Source organism: Vitreimonas sp. (genome assembly GCF_036392335.1).
Lineage (GTDB): Bacteria > Pseudomonadota > Alphaproteobacteria > Caulobacterales > Aquidulcibacteraceae > Vitreimonas.
The window spans coordinates 1-18871 of sequence record NZ_DASVYD010000064.1 but is presented as its reverse complement, the minus strand read 5'-3'; the positions used below and the strand labels follow the sequence as shown (position 1 = coordinate 18871).

Sequence of the window (18871 nt, the reverse complement as noted above, 5' to 3'; positions counted from 1 at the left end):
TCGCCCGGCGCCAACGGGCCCGCCCAGGGTTCGCTTGCATGTCCCAAACCGATTTTGTCGGCGCGCTTCAGAAAATCACGGGCGGCGCCCTGCCGATTGGCGAGCTGATCGGCGCGGCGCAGGCGCTCACGCAAGCGGGACAACCCGACCAGGCGCGGCAGCTCTATCAGGTCTGGATCGCGATGAACGCGAGCGATCCTCTGGTCTTCATCGCGCATTTCAATTGCTCGACCCTGATGCAAGCGCTGGGCGACGCCGCCGGGGCTGAGATCGCGCTACGGAGCGCGCTGGCGGCCAGCCCCGATTTCGCGCCGGCGCGAATCAATCTCGGCAGCGCGCTGGAGCGGCGCGGCGCGGTGAAGGACGCGCTGACAGAGTGGCAAACAGGTGTCGAGCGCCTCGCCGCCGTCACCGGCGATGCGGTTGAGTACAAAATCACGCTGCTGAAGCAGATCAGCCGGGTGATGGGCGACAATCAGATGCACGAGGCGTCTGAAACCGCATTGATCCAGGCGCTCGATCTGAATGCCGATCAGCGCGACGTGCTGGAGCAGTACGGCGCGGTGCGGTTGGCGCAGTGCAAATGGCCGATCGCGCAGGTGACGCCCAAGGTGTCGCGCCGCGCGTTCGTCTCCCGCTTCCATCCCCTCTCCGCGTGCGCCTACGCGGACGATCCGCTGATGCATCTGGGCGTGGCCAAGCGTTACGTCGAAGCGTTGACGCCGATTGACAGCATCAATCCGAGATTCGACCGGCGCGATGCCCCGATCGAGAGCCATCGGCGCCTGCGCATCGGCTATGTTTCATCGGATCTGCGCAGCCACGCCGTCGGCTATCTGATGGCCAATCTGTTCGAAACGCACGATCCGCAGGCGATCGAGGTGTTCGTCTATTATTGCGGCATACCGGCGGACGACGTGATCAATCAGCGCGTGAAGGCTGTCGCCGAACATTGGACCGACATCCGTTCGATGTCGGACGATGACGCCGCCGCCGCGATCGCGGCCGACGGCATCGACATCCTGGTCGACGTAAACGGGCACACGCGCGAAGCGCGCTTGGGCGTGTTCGCGCGCCGGCCCGCGCCGATTATCGTCAATTGGCTAGGCTATCCGGGTACGATGGGCAGCCCCTATCACCACTACATCGTCGCTGACGAGAACATCATTCCGCCGGAGATGGAGCATTACTATTCCGAGCGCGTGCTGCGCCTGCCCTGCTACCAGCCGAATGATCGTCGCCGATTGATTGATCCGAACACGCCGACGCGCGCGGACATGGGCTTGCCGAACGACGCCTTCGTATTCTGCAGCTTCAACGCCGCGCACAAGGTCACGCGCTTCTCGTTCGAACGCTGGCTGGAAATTCTCAAGCAGACGCCGAACAGCGTACTTTGGCTACTCGACTACAATGCCGAGACCAATGCACGGCTGCGCGCCTATGCGAGCGCCCGCGGCGTCGCCAGCGAGCGTCTGATCTTCGCCCCCAAGATCGCCAATCCGCGCCATTTGGCGCGCTACCCCTTGGCCGACCTCTTCCTCGACACCGTCCCTTATGGGGCGCACACGACGGCGTCCGACGCGCTCTGGATGGGCGTGCCGGTGCTGACGCTGATGGGCCGCAGCTTTGCCTCGCGCGTGTGCGGATCGCTGGTGCGCAGCGCGGGACTTCCCGAACTTGTGTGCGATACGCCGGAAGAATTCGTGACGCGCGGCATCGCCCTGGCCGGCGCGGATCGGCTCAGTCTGCGCGCCTATCGCGAACGCCTCGTGGCCAATCGCGACACCTGCCTGCTGTTCGACACGCCCCTGCTCGCGCGCAAGCTCGAGGCGCTCTACATCACCATGCGCGACGAATACCTCGCGGGCGCGTTGCCACAGCCAAATCTCGCGAATCTTGAATCCTATATGGAAATCGGCGTCGCCTACGATCACGATGCTGCCGAGATCGGCATGCTGGCGGACTATGAGGAATTCTATCGCGCCGAACTCGCCAAGCGCCATCACCAGCGGCCGATGCAAATCGACGGCCGCCTGTGGGATGGCGGCGTGACGGCGGTGAAGGCCACGCCCGCGCAGGTCAACCGCGCCGCTTAATTCCGAGCTTCGATCACGGGGCCGCCGCCGAACGCGCGATAGGTTGCGATCGCGGCGCGCGCCTGCTGCGCCTCGGATTCGATGCGCGTGAGCTCCGCCTCAATCAATTGCTGCTCGGAGCGAAGCCGATCACTCAGACTCTGAATGCCGGCCTCGTATGCCGCGCGTGAGCCGCGCGCGGTGACGTTCGCCGCCTCTTCCGCTTCATTCGCGGCGTCCAAGCGCAGACGCCCTTGATCCAGCGCCACGAGCGCGTTGGAGGCTTCGGCGACGGCTTGTGTCACGGTTTGGCGATACTGGATCAGAGCTTGATCGAATTGCGCGTCGCGCTGGCGGATGGTCGCAAAACGCGCGCCCCAGTCAAACAATGGAATGGAGATAAACGGTGTCGCCGAGCCGATCGTCGCCCCAACGCCCGTCGGGTCGCCGATCAGCGCATCAGACACCGTGATCGACCCCGTGAGATTGATCTGCGGCAACAAGGCATTGCGCGCGTCGGACACGTTCGCCGCTGCAAGCAACGTCTGCGCTTCGGCGCGCGCCACATCCGGGCGGAGACGCAGCAAGTCCGCCGGCGCCGCAGGCGCCGCCGCCAGTTCAAGATGCGGCACTGGCGCATTGGCTTGCGCGAGCGCGGCGCGGATCGTGTCCGGCTCCGCGCCCGGCGCGACCCCACGCAGCACAGCGAGCACGTTCTCGGCGCGACGAGCCTCGATGATGATGCCGGGAATGCGCGTGCGCGTCGTCGCGGCCGCACGGCGCGCGTCAGCGGCGTCTGCGTCCGAAGCAAAGCCCGCGCGCGCACTGGTCTGCAGGATGCCGGCGAGTTCGTCGGAAATCTGCGCCGAGCGCTCGAGCGCGACACGGCTCGCCTGCGCCGCACGCAAATCAACATAGGCCTGCGCCACATCGGCGACGAGCGAGACTTGCGCGGCGCGGAGGTCGGCGCGCGCGCTTTGCGTATTGGCGCGCGCCGCGGTCGAGGCCGCTTCGATGCGCCCAAACAACGGAATTTCCCATGTCGCCTGCGCGCCATAGCTCCCCGTCATCTGCTCGCGCTCAAAGCCGCCGGCGGCGGTCGGCAGCGCACCGTCTTCGATCGCGCGCGTGTATTGGCCCTGCCCCGTGGCGGTCAGCTCCGGCAGATAGCGGGTCAGCGTTTGGTACGAGAGCGCACGAGCTTCGCGGATGCGGGAGACGGCGAGCTGGATTGACGGTCCATTTTGGAGCGCATCCGCAACGAGCGTGTCGAGCGTGGGATCATTGAATTGGCGCCACCAATCCGTGACGGGGAGTTCGGCGCCCGCAGGGGCGTCCTGCCAAACGCTCGGCAGAGGCGGAGCTTCGGCGCGGTCCCGAGGCATGGTCGAGCAGGCGGCCAAGACCGCCGCCGCGGACATCGCCGCCGCCCGACTGAGGGATCGCAAACGCATCATTCCTCGTTACTCCGCAAAGCCTTAGCCCGGCCCTAACCACGTTGGGCGCATCTTCGGACCGCACTGGGACTTGGGTCGACTGCTTGACCGCGTCCAAGTTTAACATTTATAGAACGAACATTCGTTTTATATGCAACGCAGCGTATTGGGGCAAGCCCCGCGCTTGAAATGAGGGTAAGTCTTGGCGCGGATCGCTGATCCCCTGCTGGCTGATAGACGCCGCCGCCAGATCATGGACGCGGCGATCGTCTGCTTTCGCCGTCGCGGCTTCCATCAGGCGTCGATGCAAGAGATTTGCGCCGAGGCCGGGATCAGCGCAGGCGCCCTCTATCGTTATTTCGGCTCCAAAGCGGACATCATCGGCGCCATCGCCGAGGAATCGCGCGCAGAGGGCGATGTCGCGTTTCTGCGCGCCGCCGAGAAGTTTGGCTTCCTGGAGGCGCTCCTCACCTCGGCCCGCGACTTCCTGCAGAAGATCGTCGATGACGGTCCGCTCGTCGCCGACATCATGGGCGAGGCCTTGCGCGACGAGAGCATCGCCACAGCGCTGCGCGCCAGCGACAGCCGGAGCATCATGATCATCGCCAAGGCCATTATCGCCGCGCAGGAGCGCGGTGAGATTGATCCCGCGCTCGATCCCGAAAAAACGGCGGACACCTTGTTCGCCCTCGTTGAAGGCATAGGTCTGCGACGGGCCTTCACTGGCGCGATGGATGCGGAAGCCGCCATCGCGCAATTCCGCACGATTGCAGAACGTTATTTAGCTCCTCCCCGAGAACGGTCATGAACAAGCCCGATCGCCCCGAAATTTTCAACAAAGCTGGCGACCTCTTGAAGCGCGCCGCCGACGCTGGCGGCACTGCGATGAAGAGCGTGGGCGACGCGAGCGAAGCCGCGTGGAACCGCGCCATTGACGCTCCGGACGAGGCCGGCAAACGTCGTAAGGCGCTGCTCATTCTTGGCGGCGGCATTGCCGCGATCATTGCCGTCCTTTTCGTGGTCAGCCGCCTGGGCGGCGACGGCGCGGTGCACACGCCGGTCTCCACGGCGCAAGCAGTCTCCGTGATCGAAGTCGCATCGCGGGGCGTCACGCCCACGGTTTCATTGAACGGCGAAGCGCGCCCCGTGCGCGATATTCAAGTCGCGGCGCCGGCAAGCGGCGTGCGCATCCTGGAAATACTCGTCGATGAAGGCGACACGGTGCGCGCTGGCCAAGCCATGGCGCGGCTCGACACCAACGTCGCGCAGGCACAAATCCGCTCAGCCCAAGCCAATGTCGCCGAAGCGGAATCGGCTGCGATCCGCGCGCGCGACGAATACGAACGCGCTGAATCGATCCGCGATTCCGGCGCGCTCTCTGCGGAAGCCATCGCGCAACGGCGCGCCGCGGCTGTCGCGGCTGACGCAAGGTTGGCGGCCGCGCGCGCCCAATTACAGGAAGTGAATGCGCGCCTCGGCGGCGGCTATGTGCGCGCGCCGGCGGCGGGTCTGGTCATCGACCGCATGGCCGAAGTCGGCCGCAACGTCGATGGCCAAGTGCTGTTCCGCATCGCCGCCGACAATCGCCTCGAAGTTGCCGCGCAAGTCGCTGAGGCTGACGCGCTCGCACTCACCGAAGGCCAGACGGCGGAATTCACGCTTGTGGACGGCTCGACCGTGGAGGGCACGCTGCGCCGTGGCCCGGCTTCGATCGATAGTCGCACGCGCACGGGCGAAGCCCTCTTCTCTCTGCCGAGCGGCACGCGGGTGCGGGCGGGCATGTATCTGCGTGGCGTCGCACATCTGCAGGAACGCAACGTCCCCGCGATCCCGCAGAGTTCGGTGCTCTACGACAACGGCCAAGCGTATGTGTATGTGGTCGGCGACGACAACCTCGTGCGTCGTACCGAAGTGCGGCTTGGCGCGCGCGACGGCGAATATATCGAGATTCTCAGCGGCCTCGACATTGGTCAACGTGTTGTCGGCGCCGGCGCTGCGTTCTTGCAGGACGGCGACGAAGTCCGCCCACTCGCGACCGAAGCCTCGGCGGCGCCTTCGGCGACCGCCCCGGTTCCCCCAGCACAGCCGCAAGACCTGCGCGGCCGGGAAGGCTAAGCCATGGCTTGGAATATCTCCGCGGGCGCGATCCGCAATCCGATCCCGCCGATCGTTCTGATCCTTGCGCTCCTGTTCGCGGGTTGGACAGCGTATGGCCGTCTGCCGATCAACCAATTGCCGAACGTCGATTTCGGCGGCTTCACCGTCACCGTCGCGCAACCGGGCGCGGCCCCGGTTGAAATGGAAACCCAGATCACCCAACGCATCGAATCCGCGCTGACGGCGGTCGAAGGCGTAAAGCGCGTGACGTCCACCATCTCGCCCGGCGTGTCGCAAACCACAGTCGAGATGGAGAGCGGCACGGATCTCGGCCGCGCCGTTGATGATGCGCGCGACGCGATCAACCGAATCCGCTCGGAATTACCTGCCGACATCACCGAACCCGTAATCACGCGCATCGAAGCGGCCGCACAGCCGATCGGCTATTATGCGGTCGAAGGCCAAGGCATGACGCCCCAGGATATTTCCTGGTTCATTGATAATGATCTGCAGCGCGAATTGCTGGCGGTGCCAGGTGTTTCTCAAGTGCAGCGCATGGGGGGCGTGGATCGCGAGATCCGCATCGAGCTCGATCCGGCGCGCATGCTCGCCTATGGCATTTCGGCCGATCAGATCAACAATCAATTGCGGGCGCTGAACGTGGACTTGCCGGGCGGCCAGGCGGAAGTCGCCGGCCAAGCGCAATCCATCCGCACGCTCGGCGGAGCCGAGAGTGTGGCGGCCTTGGCGGACACGCGCATCACGGCGAGCGACGGGCGCGTGGTGCGGATCGGCGATCTCGGCACGGTGACGGATAGCGCCAGCGATCTGCAATCGATCTCACGCTATAATGGTCAACCGGTCGTTGGCTTTCTCGTGCTGCGCTCGCGCGGCGCCTCGGAAGTCAAAGTGTTCGATGCGATGGATGAACGTATCCGTCAGATCGAGGAACGCCGCCCGGAACTGCAAATCCGCGAGATCGGCTCCACCGTCGAATTCATTCGCGGCATGCACGAAAGCTCGATTCATGCGCTGATCGAAGGCGCCCTGCTCGCCTGCGTGGTTGTGTTCTTGATCCTGCGCGATTGGCGCTCGACCCTGATCGCCGCCGCCGCCATTCCACTCTCGATCATGCCGACCTTCGCTGGCATGGAGGTGCTTGGCTTCACGCTCAACATGGTGACCTTGATCGCGCTGGCGCTGGTCACTGGCGTGCTAGTCGATGATGCGATCGTGGAGATCGAGAACATCGTCAGGCACATGCGGATGGGCAAATCCGCGTATCAAGCTTCGCTCGAAGCCGCCGACGAGATCGGCCTCGCGGTCGTGGCCACGACATTCACGATCATCGCCGTGTTCGTGCCGGTGAGTTTCATGTCCGGCGGCATGGGCGTGTTCTTCCGGGAATTCGGCCTCACCGTCGCGATGGCGGCGTTCTTCTCGCTGGTTGTCGCGCGTTTGATCACGCCGATGATGGCTGCGTTCTTCCTGAGCAATGCCGGCCACGAAGAGAAGCCGCCTGGCATCATCCTCAACATCTACAAGGACGCGCTGCACTGGGCGATCATCAATCCATGGAAAACGATCGGCGTCGGCTTGGCCGTCTTCATCGTGCCGGTGGGCTTGCTGATAGCGGGCGCGATTCCGTCGGTCGTGATCCCCCGCTTTGACAACGGCATGATCCGCGCCAACGTTGAAATCCCACCGGGTACGCCTGTATTGCAGGCCGATCGGGTCCTCCAAGAGATGGCGACACGCATTCGCACGGCGACCCCAGAAGTCGAAGGCGTCTTCACATCCATGGACGGCGCTGATGGCTCTGCGCCGAGTGCAACGATCTACATTCAGCTCAGCGACCGCAACGAGCGCAGCCGATCGGCATATGCCATTCAGCAAACGTTGAGACCGATCCTCTCCGACTTCCCAGACTATCGCGCCGCGTTCGTACAAGATCAGGGCGGTAGCTCGGGCTCGGACATCACTGTTCAATTCGTTGGCCAGGATGCCGAGTCTGTGAACTTGGCTGCGGCGCGCCTCGCGGCGGCGATGAATCAGCGCGAAGAATTGGCGGACGTGCGATCAGCGTCGGCGCTGCGCCGACCCGAGATTCAGATACGACCACGTCAGGAAGACATGGCCCGTTTGGGTGTAACCTCCGCGAGCCTTGCGTCCGCGATCCGCATCGCGACCAGCGGGGACGCCGATCAGAATTTGCCGAAGTTCGATTTAGCCGATCGGCAGATCCCCATTCGTACAACGATACGTCCAGATCGCCGCCAAGACTTGGATGCGATCCGTTCGTTGCCGGTGCAATCGAACCTTGGCGCGCCGGTGCGGCTTGACGCCGTGGCAGACGTGCAATTCTCGCTCGGCGAAGCGACGATCGAGCGCCGCGATCGCGAGCGCGCGGTCACAGTGGGCGCCAACGTCGTGCCTGGCGTTGAGTTAAGCGTCGCACAGCAAGCCGTGACCTCGCTACCCGAGGCGCGCTCGGTCAACGACGTTCGCATTGATCCGATCCGCGATTTGCTGGTCTCGCTCAATCTCGCGGAGCCCTTACCTGCCGGACAAGTTCCAGACGGCGTGGCACTCGCCGGCGCGGGTCAGACAGAAGACTATTCGGAGATGACCAGCGCCTTCGGCACGGCCATGCTGTGGGGCGTCATCCTCATCTATGGCGTGCTGGTGCTGCTGTTCAAAGACTTCTTCCAGCCGATCACGATCATGACCGCACTGCCGCTATCGATCGGCGGCGCCTTCCTCGGCCTGATCATCGCCAACCAACCGCTCTCGCTCTTCGCCTTCATCGGTTTGCTGATGCTGATGGGTCTCGTCACCAAGAATTCGATCCTGCTGGTCGATTTCGCCGTGGAGCGCATGCATGCGGGCGCCAGCCGCAATACCGCGCTCATGGAAGCCGGCTTGAAGCGCGCGCGACCAATCATCATGACGACGTTCGCGATGTCGGCGGGCATGATCCCCGCCGCCGCGGGCTGGGGTGTGGACGGCACGCTGCGTCAGGGCATGGGCGCGGCCGTGATTGGCGGGCTGATGCTCTCGACCCTACTCTCGCTCGTGTTCGTGCCGGCGATGTTCGTGCTGATCGATCGCCTGGAGCGCTGGGTGCAGGGCTTCTTGCCGAAACCCAGCACCGGCGAAAGCCACGTGCACACGCCTGCGGAATAGCGCCTAGCGCGTCGCCTGTTCTAGATCGGCGATCAGATCGTCCTCGTGTTCGAGGCCGATCGAAAGCCGCAACAGCGTGTCGGTGATGCCTGCGCGCGCCCGCGCCTCCGGCGTCATCGACGCGTGCGTCATCGTTGCTGGATGCGAGACGAGAGATTCCACGCCGCCCAGCGATTGGGCCAACGTGAAGCGCTGCAGCTTATCGAGAAACACCGGCACGATGCGTGCCTCACCGGCGAGATCAATGCTCAGCATCGCGCCAAAGCCCTTCTGCTGCCGCTTGGCGATGGCGTGGCCGGAATGGCTTTCGAGCCCCGGATAGTGCACGGCCCGGAACGCCGAGTTCGCCAACAGCGCCGCGGCGACCTTCGCCGCCGTTTTCTGTTGCCGCTCCAGCCGCACGCTCAGGGTGCGCAGCCCGCGCAGCGTCAGCCAGGAATCAAACGGCGCGCCAGTCAGCCCGCAGCAATTGGCCCACCACTTCAGTTGCTCGACGTCGGCCGCATCTTTCGCGACCACCGCGCCACCGACCACATCTGAATGCCCATTGAGATATTTCGTTGTGGAGTGAACGACAAAATCCGCGCCCAGCGCGATCGGCTTCAGCAGCAGCGGCGAAAGGAATGTGTTGTCGGCGGCCACGCGCGCGCCCACGGCCTTAGCCGCCCTTGCTATGGCTTCGACATCCACAACCCGCATCAGCGGATTGCTCGGCGTCTCGATCCAGACCAGAGCCGGCTTACGCGCCAGCGCCGCGTTCAGCGCTTCCGCATCGCTCTGATCGACATACACAACTTCGATCTGCTTCTTGCGCGCTCGCGCCTCGAACAGCCGCCACGTCCCGCCATAGCAATCATGCGGGGCCACAATCAGCGCGCCTGCATCGAGCAAGCAGAGCACCAGATCCACAGCCGCCATACCCGAGCTGGTGACCACCGCGCCAGCGCCACGCTCAAGCGCGGCGAGCGCGCGCGCAAGCACATCGCGCGTCGGATTCGCGGTGCGCCCATAATCATACCCGCGCTTCTTTTGGAAGCCTTCGAGGCTGTAGCTTGACGACAGATAGAGTGGCGGCATCACCGCGCCCTCGCCCCGGTCTTCGTCCACCCCGATCGACGCGAGGATAGTTTCGTCGGACTCGAGCTCAGTCATCGTTCAAAAACTCACGCAGGATGGCGCCAACGCGCTCCGGCTCTTTCAGAAATGAATCGTGGCCGTAGAGCGACGGCAGAGTGCGCAGCGCCGTAAGGTGCTGCACCCTGCGGCCAAGCTCCTCGACCGCTTCTAGCGGCGCAATCTGATCGGTTGGACAGGCCACCAGCGTCAGCGGCGGACTGATCTCCTCCGGCCGCACAACGCAACGATCGATCGACTCGCTCAACGACAACCAACGCTGCGGGGCCATCGCGTCGATATAGGCTTCGCCGCGCGCGATGAGATAGCGGTCCAGCCCGGAGCGGCCCTGATCATCCAGCGCGCCGTCTTCGAAACGCTGCTCGAATTCGTCGGCGCTGCGGTACGTGATCATGGCCAGCTGACGCGCCAACGCGAGCCCCTGGCTGACCTCGCCCTGCGCAATCGCGAACTCGACCATGCGCCGTTGCACGCCCCGCCAGCCGCGCGCCAAAGCGGCGGGCTTGTGCGCAGCGCACAGCACGCACAGTCGCCTCACCCGCGCCGGCGCATAAGCCGCGAAATTCAAACCAACCGAGCCGCCATAAGATGAGCCAATCCAAGCCTCAATCACGCCAGCGCCCAGCGCGTCGAGCGCCACCGCGATCAACCGCGCCTGATCGCGCGGCGAGAGCCGCACGCGATGATCCTCCACCGGCGCGAAATCGAAGCCGAACACGCAATACTCATCGAGGTCGATCGCTTTGCCTGGTGCGACATGATCACGCCACCAACCGCCTTCACCGGCGATGAAACGCCCACTCGAAATGCCGCCGCTGACAATCACCACCGGCCCATCGGCGCGGCCGTAGCGACGCAAACGCACCTCGACGTCCGGCAAAGTGTCGCCCGTCTCCAAACGGAAATCGCTCGGCACGGCGACAAAAACATCTTCGCCCGCGTAGCTTGACGCTTGCGCCTGGGGATCGAGTTGAGCCGCCATCTTAAGCGCCGACATGCTCGCCCGCCTTCGCCAGCATCAGGTGTTCGACGCTCGCCGCGCCCTCCACCACGCCAGCCAGATCGCGCACGAACGCCCGCGCCCGCGCCGCCGAAATCGCCTTTACCCGGCAGCGCAGCACAAACAGATCGGCGCTGCGATTGAGTGAAAGCGCGTGCACATCGGCGCCGATGGCGCTCAGCCCGTCCGTGATGCCGCTCACGTCGGACCAATTCTTCAGGGAGAACAGCATCTCGTGCTGCAGTTCGAGCCCAGGAAGACAGAAATCTTCCGCGCCACAATCCGGCCCCGAGAGGGCTTGCAGTTCAAATGCCATAGCTACGCGCCTTCCAAATGCGCGTCGATTGTAGGCATCGCTTGCGGGCCGGAGGGGTGCGCCTGGGGCGCACTCACCTTCGCTTTAGCTGTATTTTTAACGCGCCCGCAAGCTGAGCATCAAATCGGCGCGAAGGAGCCTATAGCCCAGCCCGCCGCCTCTGTCACCTGCGTTGTTGCAGCGCAGCGGTCCCCTTCCGACAGGGCCGAACTGGGCGGGAGGGCGCACCCTCCCGCCCACCAGCGTCAGAGCCTGACCGACGTCAGCCGCAGGGAATTGGCGATCACCGAGACCGACGACAGCGCCATCGCCGCCGCCGCGATCATCGGCGATAGGAGATCGCCGGTGATCGGATAGAGCACGCCAGCCGCGATCGGCACGCCGGCGACGTTGTAGGCAAAGGCAAAGAATAGATTCTGCCGGATGTTGCTCATCGTCGCGCGCGAGACGGCCCGGGCGCGCACGATGCCTGTGAGATCGCCATGCAGCAGCGTCACGCCGGCGCTTTCGATCGCGACATCCGTGCCTGAGCCCATCGCGACGCCAACATCTGCCGCAGCAAGGCCCGGCGCGTCATTCACGCCGTCGCCAGCCATGGCCACAACCCGGCCCTCGCCCTTCAAGCGCGCCACTATGCGCGACTTCTCTTCGGGCAACACCTCCGCTTCGACCGTGTCGATGCCGAGCTTGCGCGCGACGGATTCTGCGGTTGTGCGATTATCACCGGTCAGCATCACGAGGCGCAGACCTTGTGCTTTCAGCGACGCGAGCGCGTCGGGTGTCGTGGCCTTGATCCGGTCGGCGATACCCAATACGGCGACGGCCGCGCCGTCCACACTCAGGAAGATGGCAGTGGCGCCGTCGCGGCGAAGCGATTCAGCGGCCGCGCGCAACGCGCTTGTGTCGACGTTGAGCTCGGCGAGATATTTCTCGGCGCCAAGCGCGACCTGGTGGCCATCGACCACGCCGATGACGCCTTTGCCCGTGGGCGAGTCGAAATCGCGCGCCTCTGCCAGAGAAAGACCGCGTTCCTTCGCCGCCGCGACGATCGCTAGCGCCAGAGGGTGTTCGCTTTGGTTTTCAAGGCTTGCCGCCAGACGCAACACATTGGCCTCTTCATGGCCCGGCGCAGTCTGGATCGCGATAAGTGCGGGCTTGCCTTCGGTCAGCGTGCCCGTCTTGTCGAGAACGAGCGTGTCGACTTTCTCGAAGCGCTCCAGCGCCTCGGCGTTTTTAATCAACACGCCCGCACGCGCGCCACGCCCGACACCCGCCATTATCGACATCGGAGTCGCAAGGCCGAGGGCGCAGGGACAGGCGATGATTAGCACCGAGACAGCCGCAATGAGGCCATACGAGAACGCGGGCGACGGTCCCAGCGCCCACCATGCAATGAGCGCGGCGATGGCGACCGCGATAACGGCGGGCACGAACCAGCCCGAGACCTTGTCGGCCAACCGTTGGATCGGCGCCCGCGACCGCTGCGCCTCGGCCACCATATGCACAATTCGTGAGAGCATCGTGTCGGCGCCGACGCGATCAGCCTCAATGATCAGCGCACCAGTCTGGTTGAGCGTGCCGCCGATAACGCGCGCGCCGGCGTCGCGCGTGACCGGCATCGACTCGCCCGTCACCATCGATTCATCAATCGTGGACCGGCCGTCTTGAACGATCCCGTCCACCGGGATTTTCTCGCCGGGACGCACGCGCAGCCGGTCGCCCACCGCGATCTGATCCAGCCCGACTTCCTCCTCCGCGCCGTCCTTGATGCGCCGCGCGGTCTTCGGCGCAAGGTCAAGCAGCGCTCGAATGGCGCCGCCGGTCCGCTCGCGCGCTTGCAGCTCCAACACTTGTCCCAAGAGCACCAGAACGGTGATCACTGCGGCGGCCTCGAAATAGACCGCGACCTGCCCGTGCGCATCGCGGAACTCTGGTGGGAATAGGCTTGGGGCCAGAAGCGCGACCACGCTGTAGATCCATGCGACACCCGTCCCCAGCGCGATCAGCGTGAACATGTTGAGGTTGCGGGTTTGCAAAGATTGGTAGCCGCGCTCGAAGAACGGGAAACCCGCCCACAACACGACGGGGGTGGCTAAGAGAAACTGGAGCCACGGATTCCACATCGCCGGCACAATCTGGTCGATGCCGAAAAAATGACGTCCCATCTCAAGCACCAGCACCGGCGCGGCCAGAGCCGCACCGATCCAAAATCGGCGCGACATATCCACGAGTTCAGGGTTTGGCCCGGCGTCCGCGGTGGGCGTCATCGGCTCCAGCGCCATGCCGCAAATCGGACACGAGCCGGGGCCGTCCCGCACGATCTCGGGGTGCATTGGGCACGTCCATTGCGCGCCCTTTGGCGCGTCCTTTGATGCCGCGGGCGCCGCACGATTGTGTCCATGGGCGTGGCAAGCCCCATGCGCCCCTTCGGGCTCTTTCTTCGCGCAGCAGGACTCCGAGGCATCGGGCTTGAAGTATTTCTCAGGCGCAGCCTGGAACTTGGCTCTGCAGCCGGCGCTGCAGAACAATACGTCTTCGCCATTGTGCGACAGCCGATGCGGCGTATCGCCTTTGACAATCATGCCGCAGACTGGGTCACGGAATTCTGCGGCGTGGTCGTGTCCGTGCTGATGGTGGGCGTGAGCGTCCATGGCTTTCTCGCGAGAATTTCGCGCTCCTGATTTCACTTGCCCCAGAGCCTCCACCTTCCCACAATGGTAAGGTCAACACGATAAATTCAGGTTCGATCCCATGAACATAGGGCAAGCCTCCGCACGAACGGGCGTATCGGCCAAAATGATCCGCTATTATGAGAGCATTGGCCTGCTGCCGTCGGCGGCGCGACGCGCAAATGGCTATCGCGACTACGGCGACCAAGACATCGCCGTGCTTCAGTTCGTGCGCCGCACCCGCGATCTGGGCTTTTCGCTTGAAGAAGTCTCCGCCTTGCTCGCGCTGTGGAGCGACAAGGGGCGCTCCTCGCGCGAGGTGAAGCAATTGGCGGAAACACACATCGCCGATCTCGAGCGCCGAATTCGCGAGATGCGCGCCGTGATGAAGACGCTCCGCGAACTTGCGCAGCATTGTCATGGCGACGAGCGCTCGGAGTGCCCGATCCTCGACGACTTGGCTAAACCGCGTACGCAAGGTCCGAGACGCACGCAACGCGCGGTGCGCGCGTGAGTTCAATTAGCTAGGGCTGATGAGGGGCAGCCTCACCATCGCGCATTTCGGCGCAATGACGCATCATCTCCTCATGGCTCATGCCGCCATGCCGCGCCGGGTCATGGTCGGGATGATGCGCCGCATCGCCATGATGCTCCTGCATCGCTTGGCAATGGCGCATCATCTCTTCGTGGTTCATCATCCCATGACCCATGCCGTGCGCGGTCGCGCAGCCGCCGAGCACAGCCATTGACGCTAGCGCGAACGTCCAATTTAACCGCATGATCTGTCTCCTCCAGGCTAGGCGCCATTGATACGCGCGGAGGCAGCGACCTTCACTCTCAAAGATGACCGGTCGGGGGATCGCGCGATCCTGGGACTTGGGCAGGACGCGCCGCGGACGGGCGTATGTGTCGCGCCAGCGCGCCCTCGCCGCGAATTTGGGAACCTCTAGATGGTATTCGAGGATCGCCGTCCCATCACGGGCTTGACCTTCCAGCGATGGGAAGGTGCACATTGTTACGCAGGCAAGCAAGGAGACGATCGTGTCGGTGGAGCGCCGGACCCTTTTAAAGACCATCGCCGGCGGCGCCGGGTTCGCGGCGGCGCAAGGGCTGTTCCCGACGTGGGCGCAGACCGGGTCGCTTGGCGTCGCACCGACACCCGTCACGCTCAGCGGACCCGACATCGCCCTGACCGTCGGCCATTCTCCGTTCCGTGTCGGCGGACGCACCGGTCATGCCATCACGGTCAACGGCACGCTGCCGGCGCCGCTCATCCGCCTGCGCGAGGGCCAGCATGCGCGCCTTGCCGTCACCAACACGCTGGACGAAGACACCTCCATCCACTGGCACGGCATCCTGCTTCCGTTTCAGATGGATGGGGTGCCCGGCATCAGCTTTCCCGGCATCCGTCCGGGCGAAACCTTCGTCTATGAATTTCCGGTGCGCCAAGCCGGCACCTATTGGTACCATAGCCATTCCGGCCTGCAGGAAGCGATGGGCCATTTCGGCCCGATGATCATTGATCCCGCCGGCGATGATCCTGTCGCCTATGATCGCGAGCACGTCATCGTGCTCTCCGATTGGAGCTTCCTGCATCCGCACGAGATTTTGCGGCGCCTCAAGGCCAGCCCGGGCTATTTCAACCAACAGCGCACCACCATCGCGGGTTTGCTTTCCGGCGAAGACCGCATGAGCGCTTCCGAGCGGCGCATGTGGGCCGAGATGCGCATGGATCCGCGCGACATTTCCGACGTCACCGGCTCGACCTATACCTATCTCGTCAACGGTCATGGACCGCAGGAGAATTGGACGGGCTTGTTCGTGCCCGGCGAGCGCGTGCGGCTTCGCATTGTCAACGCGTCGGCCATGACGAATTTCAACGTGCGGATTCCAGGCTTGCCGATGATCGTGGTGCAAGCTGACGGCGAAAACGTCCGCCCTGTCGAAGTCGATGAATTTCAGATCGCAGTGGCCGAGACGTACGATGTCATCGTTACGCCGCCCGATGATCGCGCCTATACTCTTGTTTCAGAATCGGTCGATCGCTCCGGCATGGGCCGCGCCACGCTGGCGCCGCGCCTAGGCATGAGCGCGGACATTCCGGCGCTGCGCCAAGTCCCGAACCTGACCATGCGCGACATGGGCATGGATATGGGGGGCATGGGCTCCATGGATCATGGTTCCATGGATCATGGCGCGATGGAGCATGGCGACATGAACATGCGCGACCGCTCGCTTGCGCCGCCCAATATGGCCGTAGGTGTCGGCGTGCAAAGCATCTCGCCCATGCCGGAGAACCGCTTGGCCGAGCGCCCGCTCGGACTTGAGAACGAGCCTCATCGCGTGCTGGTTTACACCGACCTCGTCGCGCTCCATCCCAACCGCGATACGCGGCAACCGTCGCGCACGTTGGAGATCCACCTCACTGGCAATATGGAGCGCTATATGTGGGGCTTCGACGGACGCCGATTCAGCGAAATCGTCGAGCCCATTCGCTTCGAGCACAACGAGCGCGTCCGCGTCACGCTCGTCAACGACACGATGATGCAGCATCCGATCCATCTGCACGGACACTTTTTCGAGCTCGTGAATGGACACGCTGGCCATCAGCCTTTGAAGCATACGGTGAACGTGGCGCCAGGCGGACGCTTATCATTCGATCTCACGGCAGACGCACCTGGCGATTGGGCGTTCCACTGCCACATGATGATGCACATGCATTCGGGCATGTTCAACGTGGTGACGGTTCGACCTCTGGATGCCGCATCATGAGGATGATCGCCGCCCTTTTCGCCCCGCTTGTGCTCGCTGCAGCCATGCCCGCAGCGGCGCAAGACCATACGCACTATGAAACCGAAGCGCCCGCGCCCGATCCGCACGCCGAGCATGGTACAACGGCCGCACCTCAACCGGCGCCGGCCTCCATCGGCGATACGCAGGCCAACGCCGCTGATCTCTATTTCGATCCCGAAGTCATGGCGCGCGCGCGCCAGCAATTGCTCCATGAGAATGGCGGCATGAGAACACACGCCATCCTTCTTGAGCAATTGGAGGTGGGTTTCGACGATGACGAAGAGACCTATGCCTGGCACGCCCAAGGTTGGTACGGCGGCGATATTCATCGCTTCTGGTGGAAAACGGAGGGCGAAGGCGCGTTCGACGACGAGCTCGAGCACGCTGAGCTGCAATTGCTCTACAGCCGTGCGGTCACGCCTTATTTCGACCTTCAAGGCGGGCTGCGCCAGAGCACCCGCGACGGCGAAGAGTGGACCGATCTCGTGCTCGGCCTCCAAGGCCTAGCCCCCTATTGGTTCGAAGTCGGCGTGGCCGCCTTCATCTCCACGGACGGCGATGTGACCGCGCGCGCTGAAGCCGAGTACGACCTGCGACTGACGCAAAGGTTGATCCTGCAGCCAAGCGCCGAACTCGAACTCGCGGCGCAGGACATCCCCACGCTCGACATTGCCGCCGGGTTCACCGAAGCGGAGATTGGCGTGCGGCTGCGCTACGAGATCACCCGCCGTTTCGCGCCTTATGTCGGCGTCACCTGGGCGAGCGCGATCGGCGAAACGCGCGACCTCAGAGACGCGGGCGGCGCGGAGACCGAGTCCACGCGCGCGGTCCTCGGCCTTCGTACTTGGTTCTAAAAACCTAGGAGTTCTACATGCACGCATATTCCCTCATGCTCGGCGTGGTGCTGGCGCTGTTCGCGACAGCCCCGTTGGCTGCCGCGCAACACAGCCATGGCGGCCATGACGCGCACAGCGCCGCGCAAACCGACCCGTCCGACGGCGCGATGGGCGCGGCCCCAGAGACTTTCAGCGTCACCTTCGACCATCCGATGCGGCTCACCAGCCTCATCGTCACGCCGCGCGGCGGCGATCCCCTCGCGGTCGCTCTCGTCGACGCCGCCCCCGCCACCACCGTGACGGCGACCTTGCCGCCTCTGACGCCAGGCAATTACACTTTTACCTGGACCGCGAGCGGACCGGACAATCACACCATGACCGGTCGCGTCCGTTACATGGTCCATTGAACAAGAAGGGCCGGCGCCGCTCGAACGCGCCTATGTCCACGCCGGCTTGATTGCGGCGCGATGGGGGGAAGTTCATGTCGCTCGCGCGTATCGCGTCCTTCGTCCACAAATGGCTCGCGTTGCTGGTTGGCGTTCAGATCGTGCTCTGGGTGGTCAGCGGTCTATTCTTTTCGCTGATCCCCATTCAGCAGATCCGCAGCGAGCATTTGATACGTCCGCCGGCGGAGGCTCAGACGATCGACACCGCGACATTGGCCACGCTGGCGCGCGTGCGCGGCGATCAAGGTGAAGCGCCGACAAAGATCACGATCGAGCAAAGCAGCGGCGGACCTGTCATTCTGGCCGAGTTCGCTGAGGGACCGTCCATCCTCTACGACGCCGTCACGCTTCAGCGGCTCTCGCCCCTAAGCGCCGCGCAGGCGAGCGCCATCGCGCGCGCCCACGTCACGCTCACCTCCGCGCCCATCGGTGCGACGCTCGTGACCGCCGAGACGGCGGAGTACCGCGGCGCATTGCCGGCATGGCGCGTTCAATTCCCGGACGGCGGCCTATCCGTGTATGTGGCGCAAAACACCGGCGCCGTGACGGCTCGCCGCTCCGATCTTTGGCGTGTCTACGACACGCTTTGGGCGCTGCACATCATGGATTGGCGAAACCACGAGGACTTCAACCACCCGCTCATCATCATCGTCGCCGCCGTCACGCTGCTCTCGGTGATCGCCGGCATCGTACTGATTCCGTATCGCATCCGCTTCCGCCGACGCCCAGCGCAAGCCTTCGACTGAGCGCACAGAGTTGATACGCGCGCGGCGACTTTGCACGAACCGACGCCAGGGCCCGGATGGTCGGACGAGATCGCCGCGAGCCCCGTGCGTCAAGGCCGGCAATGGTGGGCGCGACAGGGATCGAACCTGTGACCCCT

The 18871-nt window shown here is 64.3% G+C and carries 16 protein-coding genes and 1 riboswitch; of the genes, 10 read left to right on the top strand and 6 right to left on the bottom strand.

All coding sequences use genetic code 11. From position 1 onward, the window contains the following. Positions 1 to 38 precede the first annotated feature (38 nt). Positions 39 to 2096, top strand: coding sequence for a hypothetical protein (locus VF769_RS14590; RefSeq protein WP_331009155.1), 2058 nt, complete (start codon positions 39 to 41; stop codon positions 2094 to 2096). On the opposite strand, the gene VF769_RS14585 is transcribed toward VF769_RS14590, so the two are convergent. Continuing rightward, positions 2093 to 3496 (bottom strand): efflux transporter outer membrane subunit, encoded by a 1404-nt coding sequence (locus VF769_RS14585; RefSeq protein ID WP_331009154.1) that lies wholly within the window; start codon positions 3494 to 3496, stop codon positions 2093 to 2095. The genes VF769_RS14590 and VF769_RS14585 overlap by 4 nt on opposite strands. Before the next feature lie 217 nt (positions 3497 to 3713). Here VF769_RS14585 and VF769_RS14580 point away from each other — a divergent pair, with 217 nt between their 5' ends. The 3 genes from VF769_RS14580 to VF769_RS14570 are packed head-to-tail and all read left to right on the top strand — an operon-like array spanning position 3714 to position 8794. Continuing rightward, on the top strand, positions 3714 to 4319 hold the full coding sequence (locus tag VF769_RS14580) for a TetR/AcrR family transcriptional regulator (RefSeq protein WP_331009153.1): 606 nt from the start codon (positions 3714 to 3716) through the stop codon (positions 4317 to 4319). Beyond that, complete coding sequence (locus VF769_RS14575) at positions 4316 to 5626, top strand: efflux RND transporter periplasmic adaptor subunit (RefSeq protein WP_331009152.1); 1311 nt, start codon at positions 4316 to 4318, stop codon at positions 5624 to 5626. Before VF769_RS14580 ends, VF769_RS14575 begins: the two co-directional genes overlap by 4 nt. 3 nt (positions 5627 to 5629) lie before the next feature. Next, positions 5630 to 8794: an efflux RND transporter permease subunit gene (locus VF769_RS14570; protein ID WP_331009151.1), complete on the top strand. Its 3165-nt coding sequence runs from the start codon at positions 5630 to 5632 to the stop codon at positions 8792 to 8794. A 3-nt stretch (positions 8795 to 8797) separates the two neighbouring features. Here the strand turns inward: VF769_RS14570 and metB are convergent, their stop codons facing one another. The 4 genes from metB to VF769_RS14550 all read right to left on the bottom strand — a co-directional run bounded on the left by metB (position 8798) and on the right by VF769_RS14550 (position 13826). Beyond that, positions 8798 to 9946: a cystathionine gamma-synthase gene (gene metB / locus VF769_RS14565; RefSeq protein ID WP_331009150.1), complete on the bottom strand. Its 1149-nt coding sequence runs from the start codon at positions 9944 to 9946 to the stop codon at positions 8798 to 8800. Then, positions 9939 to 10925 (bottom strand): homoserine O-succinyltransferase MetX, encoded by a 987-nt coding sequence (metX, locus tag VF769_RS14560; protein ID WP_331009149.1) that lies wholly within the window; start codon positions 10923 to 10925, stop codon positions 9939 to 9941. Before metX ends, metB begins: the two co-directional genes overlap by 8 nt. After that, entirely contained in the window at positions 10912 to 11244 is a 333-nt protein-coding gene (locus VF769_RS14555; protein WP_331009148.1) for a hypothetical protein, read from the bottom strand. The genes metX and VF769_RS14555 overlap by 14 nt, the downstream gene beginning before the upstream one ends. Before the next feature lie 63 nt (positions 11245 to 11307). Further along, a riboswitch (SAM riboswitch) is annotated at positions 11308 to 11385 on the bottom strand. Positions 11386 to 11489: 104 nt separating this feature from the next. Continuing rightward, positions 11490 to 13826: a heavy metal translocating P-type ATPase gene (locus VF769_RS14550; protein ID WP_331009212.1), complete on the bottom strand. Its 2337-nt coding sequence runs from the start codon at positions 13824 to 13826 to the stop codon at positions 11490 to 11492. Between VF769_RS14550 and VF769_RS14545 the strand changes: the two genes are divergently transcribed. Both VF769_RS14545 and cueR read left to right on the top strand, forming a co-directional pair. Beyond that, positions 13800 to 13925: a hypothetical protein gene (locus tag VF769_RS14545; protein WP_331009213.1), complete on the top strand. Its 126-nt coding sequence runs from the start codon at positions 13800 to 13802 to the stop codon at positions 13923 to 13925. The two genes, VF769_RS14550 and VF769_RS14545, sit on opposite strands and share 27 nt — an antisense overlap. Positions 13926 to 13995: 70 nt before the next feature. Continuing rightward, positions 13996 to 14427, top strand: coding sequence for a Cu(I)-responsive transcriptional regulator (cueR, locus tag VF769_RS14540; RefSeq protein WP_331009147.1), 432 nt, complete (start codon positions 13996 to 13998; stop codon positions 14425 to 14427). A gap of 10 nt (positions 14428 to 14437) precedes the next feature. Here cueR and VF769_RS14535 read toward each other — a convergent pair whose 3' ends face one another. Further along, entirely contained in the window at positions 14438 to 14692 is a 255-nt protein-coding gene (locus VF769_RS14535; RefSeq protein WP_331009146.1) for a hypothetical protein, read from the bottom strand. 262 nt (positions 14693 to 14954) lie between these two features. On the opposite strand from VF769_RS14535, the gene VF769_RS14530 reads away from it, so the two are divergent. The 4 genes from VF769_RS14530 to VF769_RS14515 all read left to right on the top strand — a co-directional run bounded on the left by VF769_RS14530 (position 14955) and on the right by VF769_RS14515 (position 18734). Continuing rightward, on the top strand, positions 14955 to 16685 hold the full coding sequence (locus VF769_RS14530) for a copper resistance system multicopper oxidase (RefSeq protein WP_331009145.1): 1731 nt from the start codon (positions 14955 to 14957) through the stop codon (positions 16683 to 16685). After that, positions 16682 to 17560, top strand: coding sequence for a copper resistance protein B (locus VF769_RS14525; RefSeq protein ID WP_331009144.1), 879 nt, complete (start codon positions 16682 to 16684; stop codon positions 17558 to 17560). The genes VF769_RS14530 and VF769_RS14525 overlap by 4 nt, the downstream gene beginning before the upstream one ends. 17 nt (positions 17561 to 17577) lie before the next feature. Beyond that, on the top strand, positions 17578 to 17949 hold the full coding sequence (locus tag VF769_RS14520; protein ID WP_331009143.1) for a copper resistance protein CopC: 372 nt from the start codon (positions 17578 to 17580) through the stop codon (positions 17947 to 17949). Between the two features lie 74 nt (positions 17950 to 18023). After that, positions 18024 to 18734 carry a PepSY domain-containing protein gene (locus VF769_RS14515; protein WP_331009142.1) on the top strand — a complete coding sequence of 237 codons (711 nt, stop codon included), beginning with the start codon at positions 18024 to 18026 and terminating at the stop codon, positions 18732 to 18734. Positions 18735 to 18871 lie beyond the last annotated feature (137 nt).

Bases quoted from the DNA above. Each gene is read 5' to 3' on its own strand.
- VF769_RS14550 (WP_331009212.1), bottom strand. From the start codon at position 13,826: ATGATTGTCAAAGGCGATACGCCGCATCGGCTGTCGCACAATGGCGAA.
- VF769_RS14590 (WP_331009155.1), top strand. From the start codon at position 39: ATGTCCCAAACCGATTTTGTCGGCGCGCTTCAGAAAATCACGGGCGGC.
- VF769_RS14520 (WP_331009143.1), top strand. From the start codon at position 17,578: ATGCACGCATATTCCCTCATGCTCGGCGTGGTGCTGGCGCTGTTCGCG.
- VF769_RS14515 (WP_331009142.1), top strand. From the start codon at position 18,024: ATGTCGCTCGCGCGTATCGCGTCCTTCGTCCACAAATGGCTCGCGTTG.
- VF769_RS14555 (WP_331009148.1), bottom strand. From the start codon at position 11,244: ATGGCATTTGAACTGCAAGCCCTCTCGGGGCCGGATTGTGGCGCGGAA.
- VF769_RS14585 (WP_331009154.1), bottom strand. From the start codon at position 3,496: ATGTCCGCGGCGGCGGTCTTGGCCGCCTGCTCGACCATGCCTCGGGAC.
- metB (WP_331009150.1), bottom strand. From the start codon at position 9,946: ATGACTGAGCTCGAGTCCGACGAAACTATCCTCGCGTCGATCGGGGTG.
- VF769_RS14545 (WP_331009213.1), top strand. From the start codon at position 13,800: ATGCGGCGTATCGCCTTTGACAATCATGCCGCAGACTGGGTCACGGAA.
- metX (WP_331009149.1), bottom strand. From the start codon at position 10,925: ATGTCGGCGCTTAAGATGGCGGCTCAACTCGATCCCCAGGCGCAAGCG.
- VF769_RS14575 (WP_331009152.1), top strand. From the start codon at position 4,316: ATGAACAAGCCCGATCGCCCCGAAATTTTCAACAAAGCTGGCGACCTC.
- VF769_RS14570 (WP_331009151.1), top strand. From the start codon at position 5,630: ATGGCTTGGAATATCTCCGCGGGCGCGATCCGCAATCCGATCCCGCCG.
- cueR (WP_331009147.1), top strand. From the start codon at position 13,996: ATGAACATAGGGCAAGCCTCCGCACGAACGGGCGTATCGGCCAAAATG.
- VF769_RS14535 (WP_331009146.1), bottom strand. From the start codon at position 14,692: ATGCGGTTAAATTGGACGTTCGCGCTAGCGTCAATGGCTGTGCTCGGC.
- VF769_RS14525 (WP_331009144.1), top strand. From the start codon at position 16,682: ATGAGGATGATCGCCGCCCTTTTCGCCCCGCTTGTGCTCGCTGCAGCC.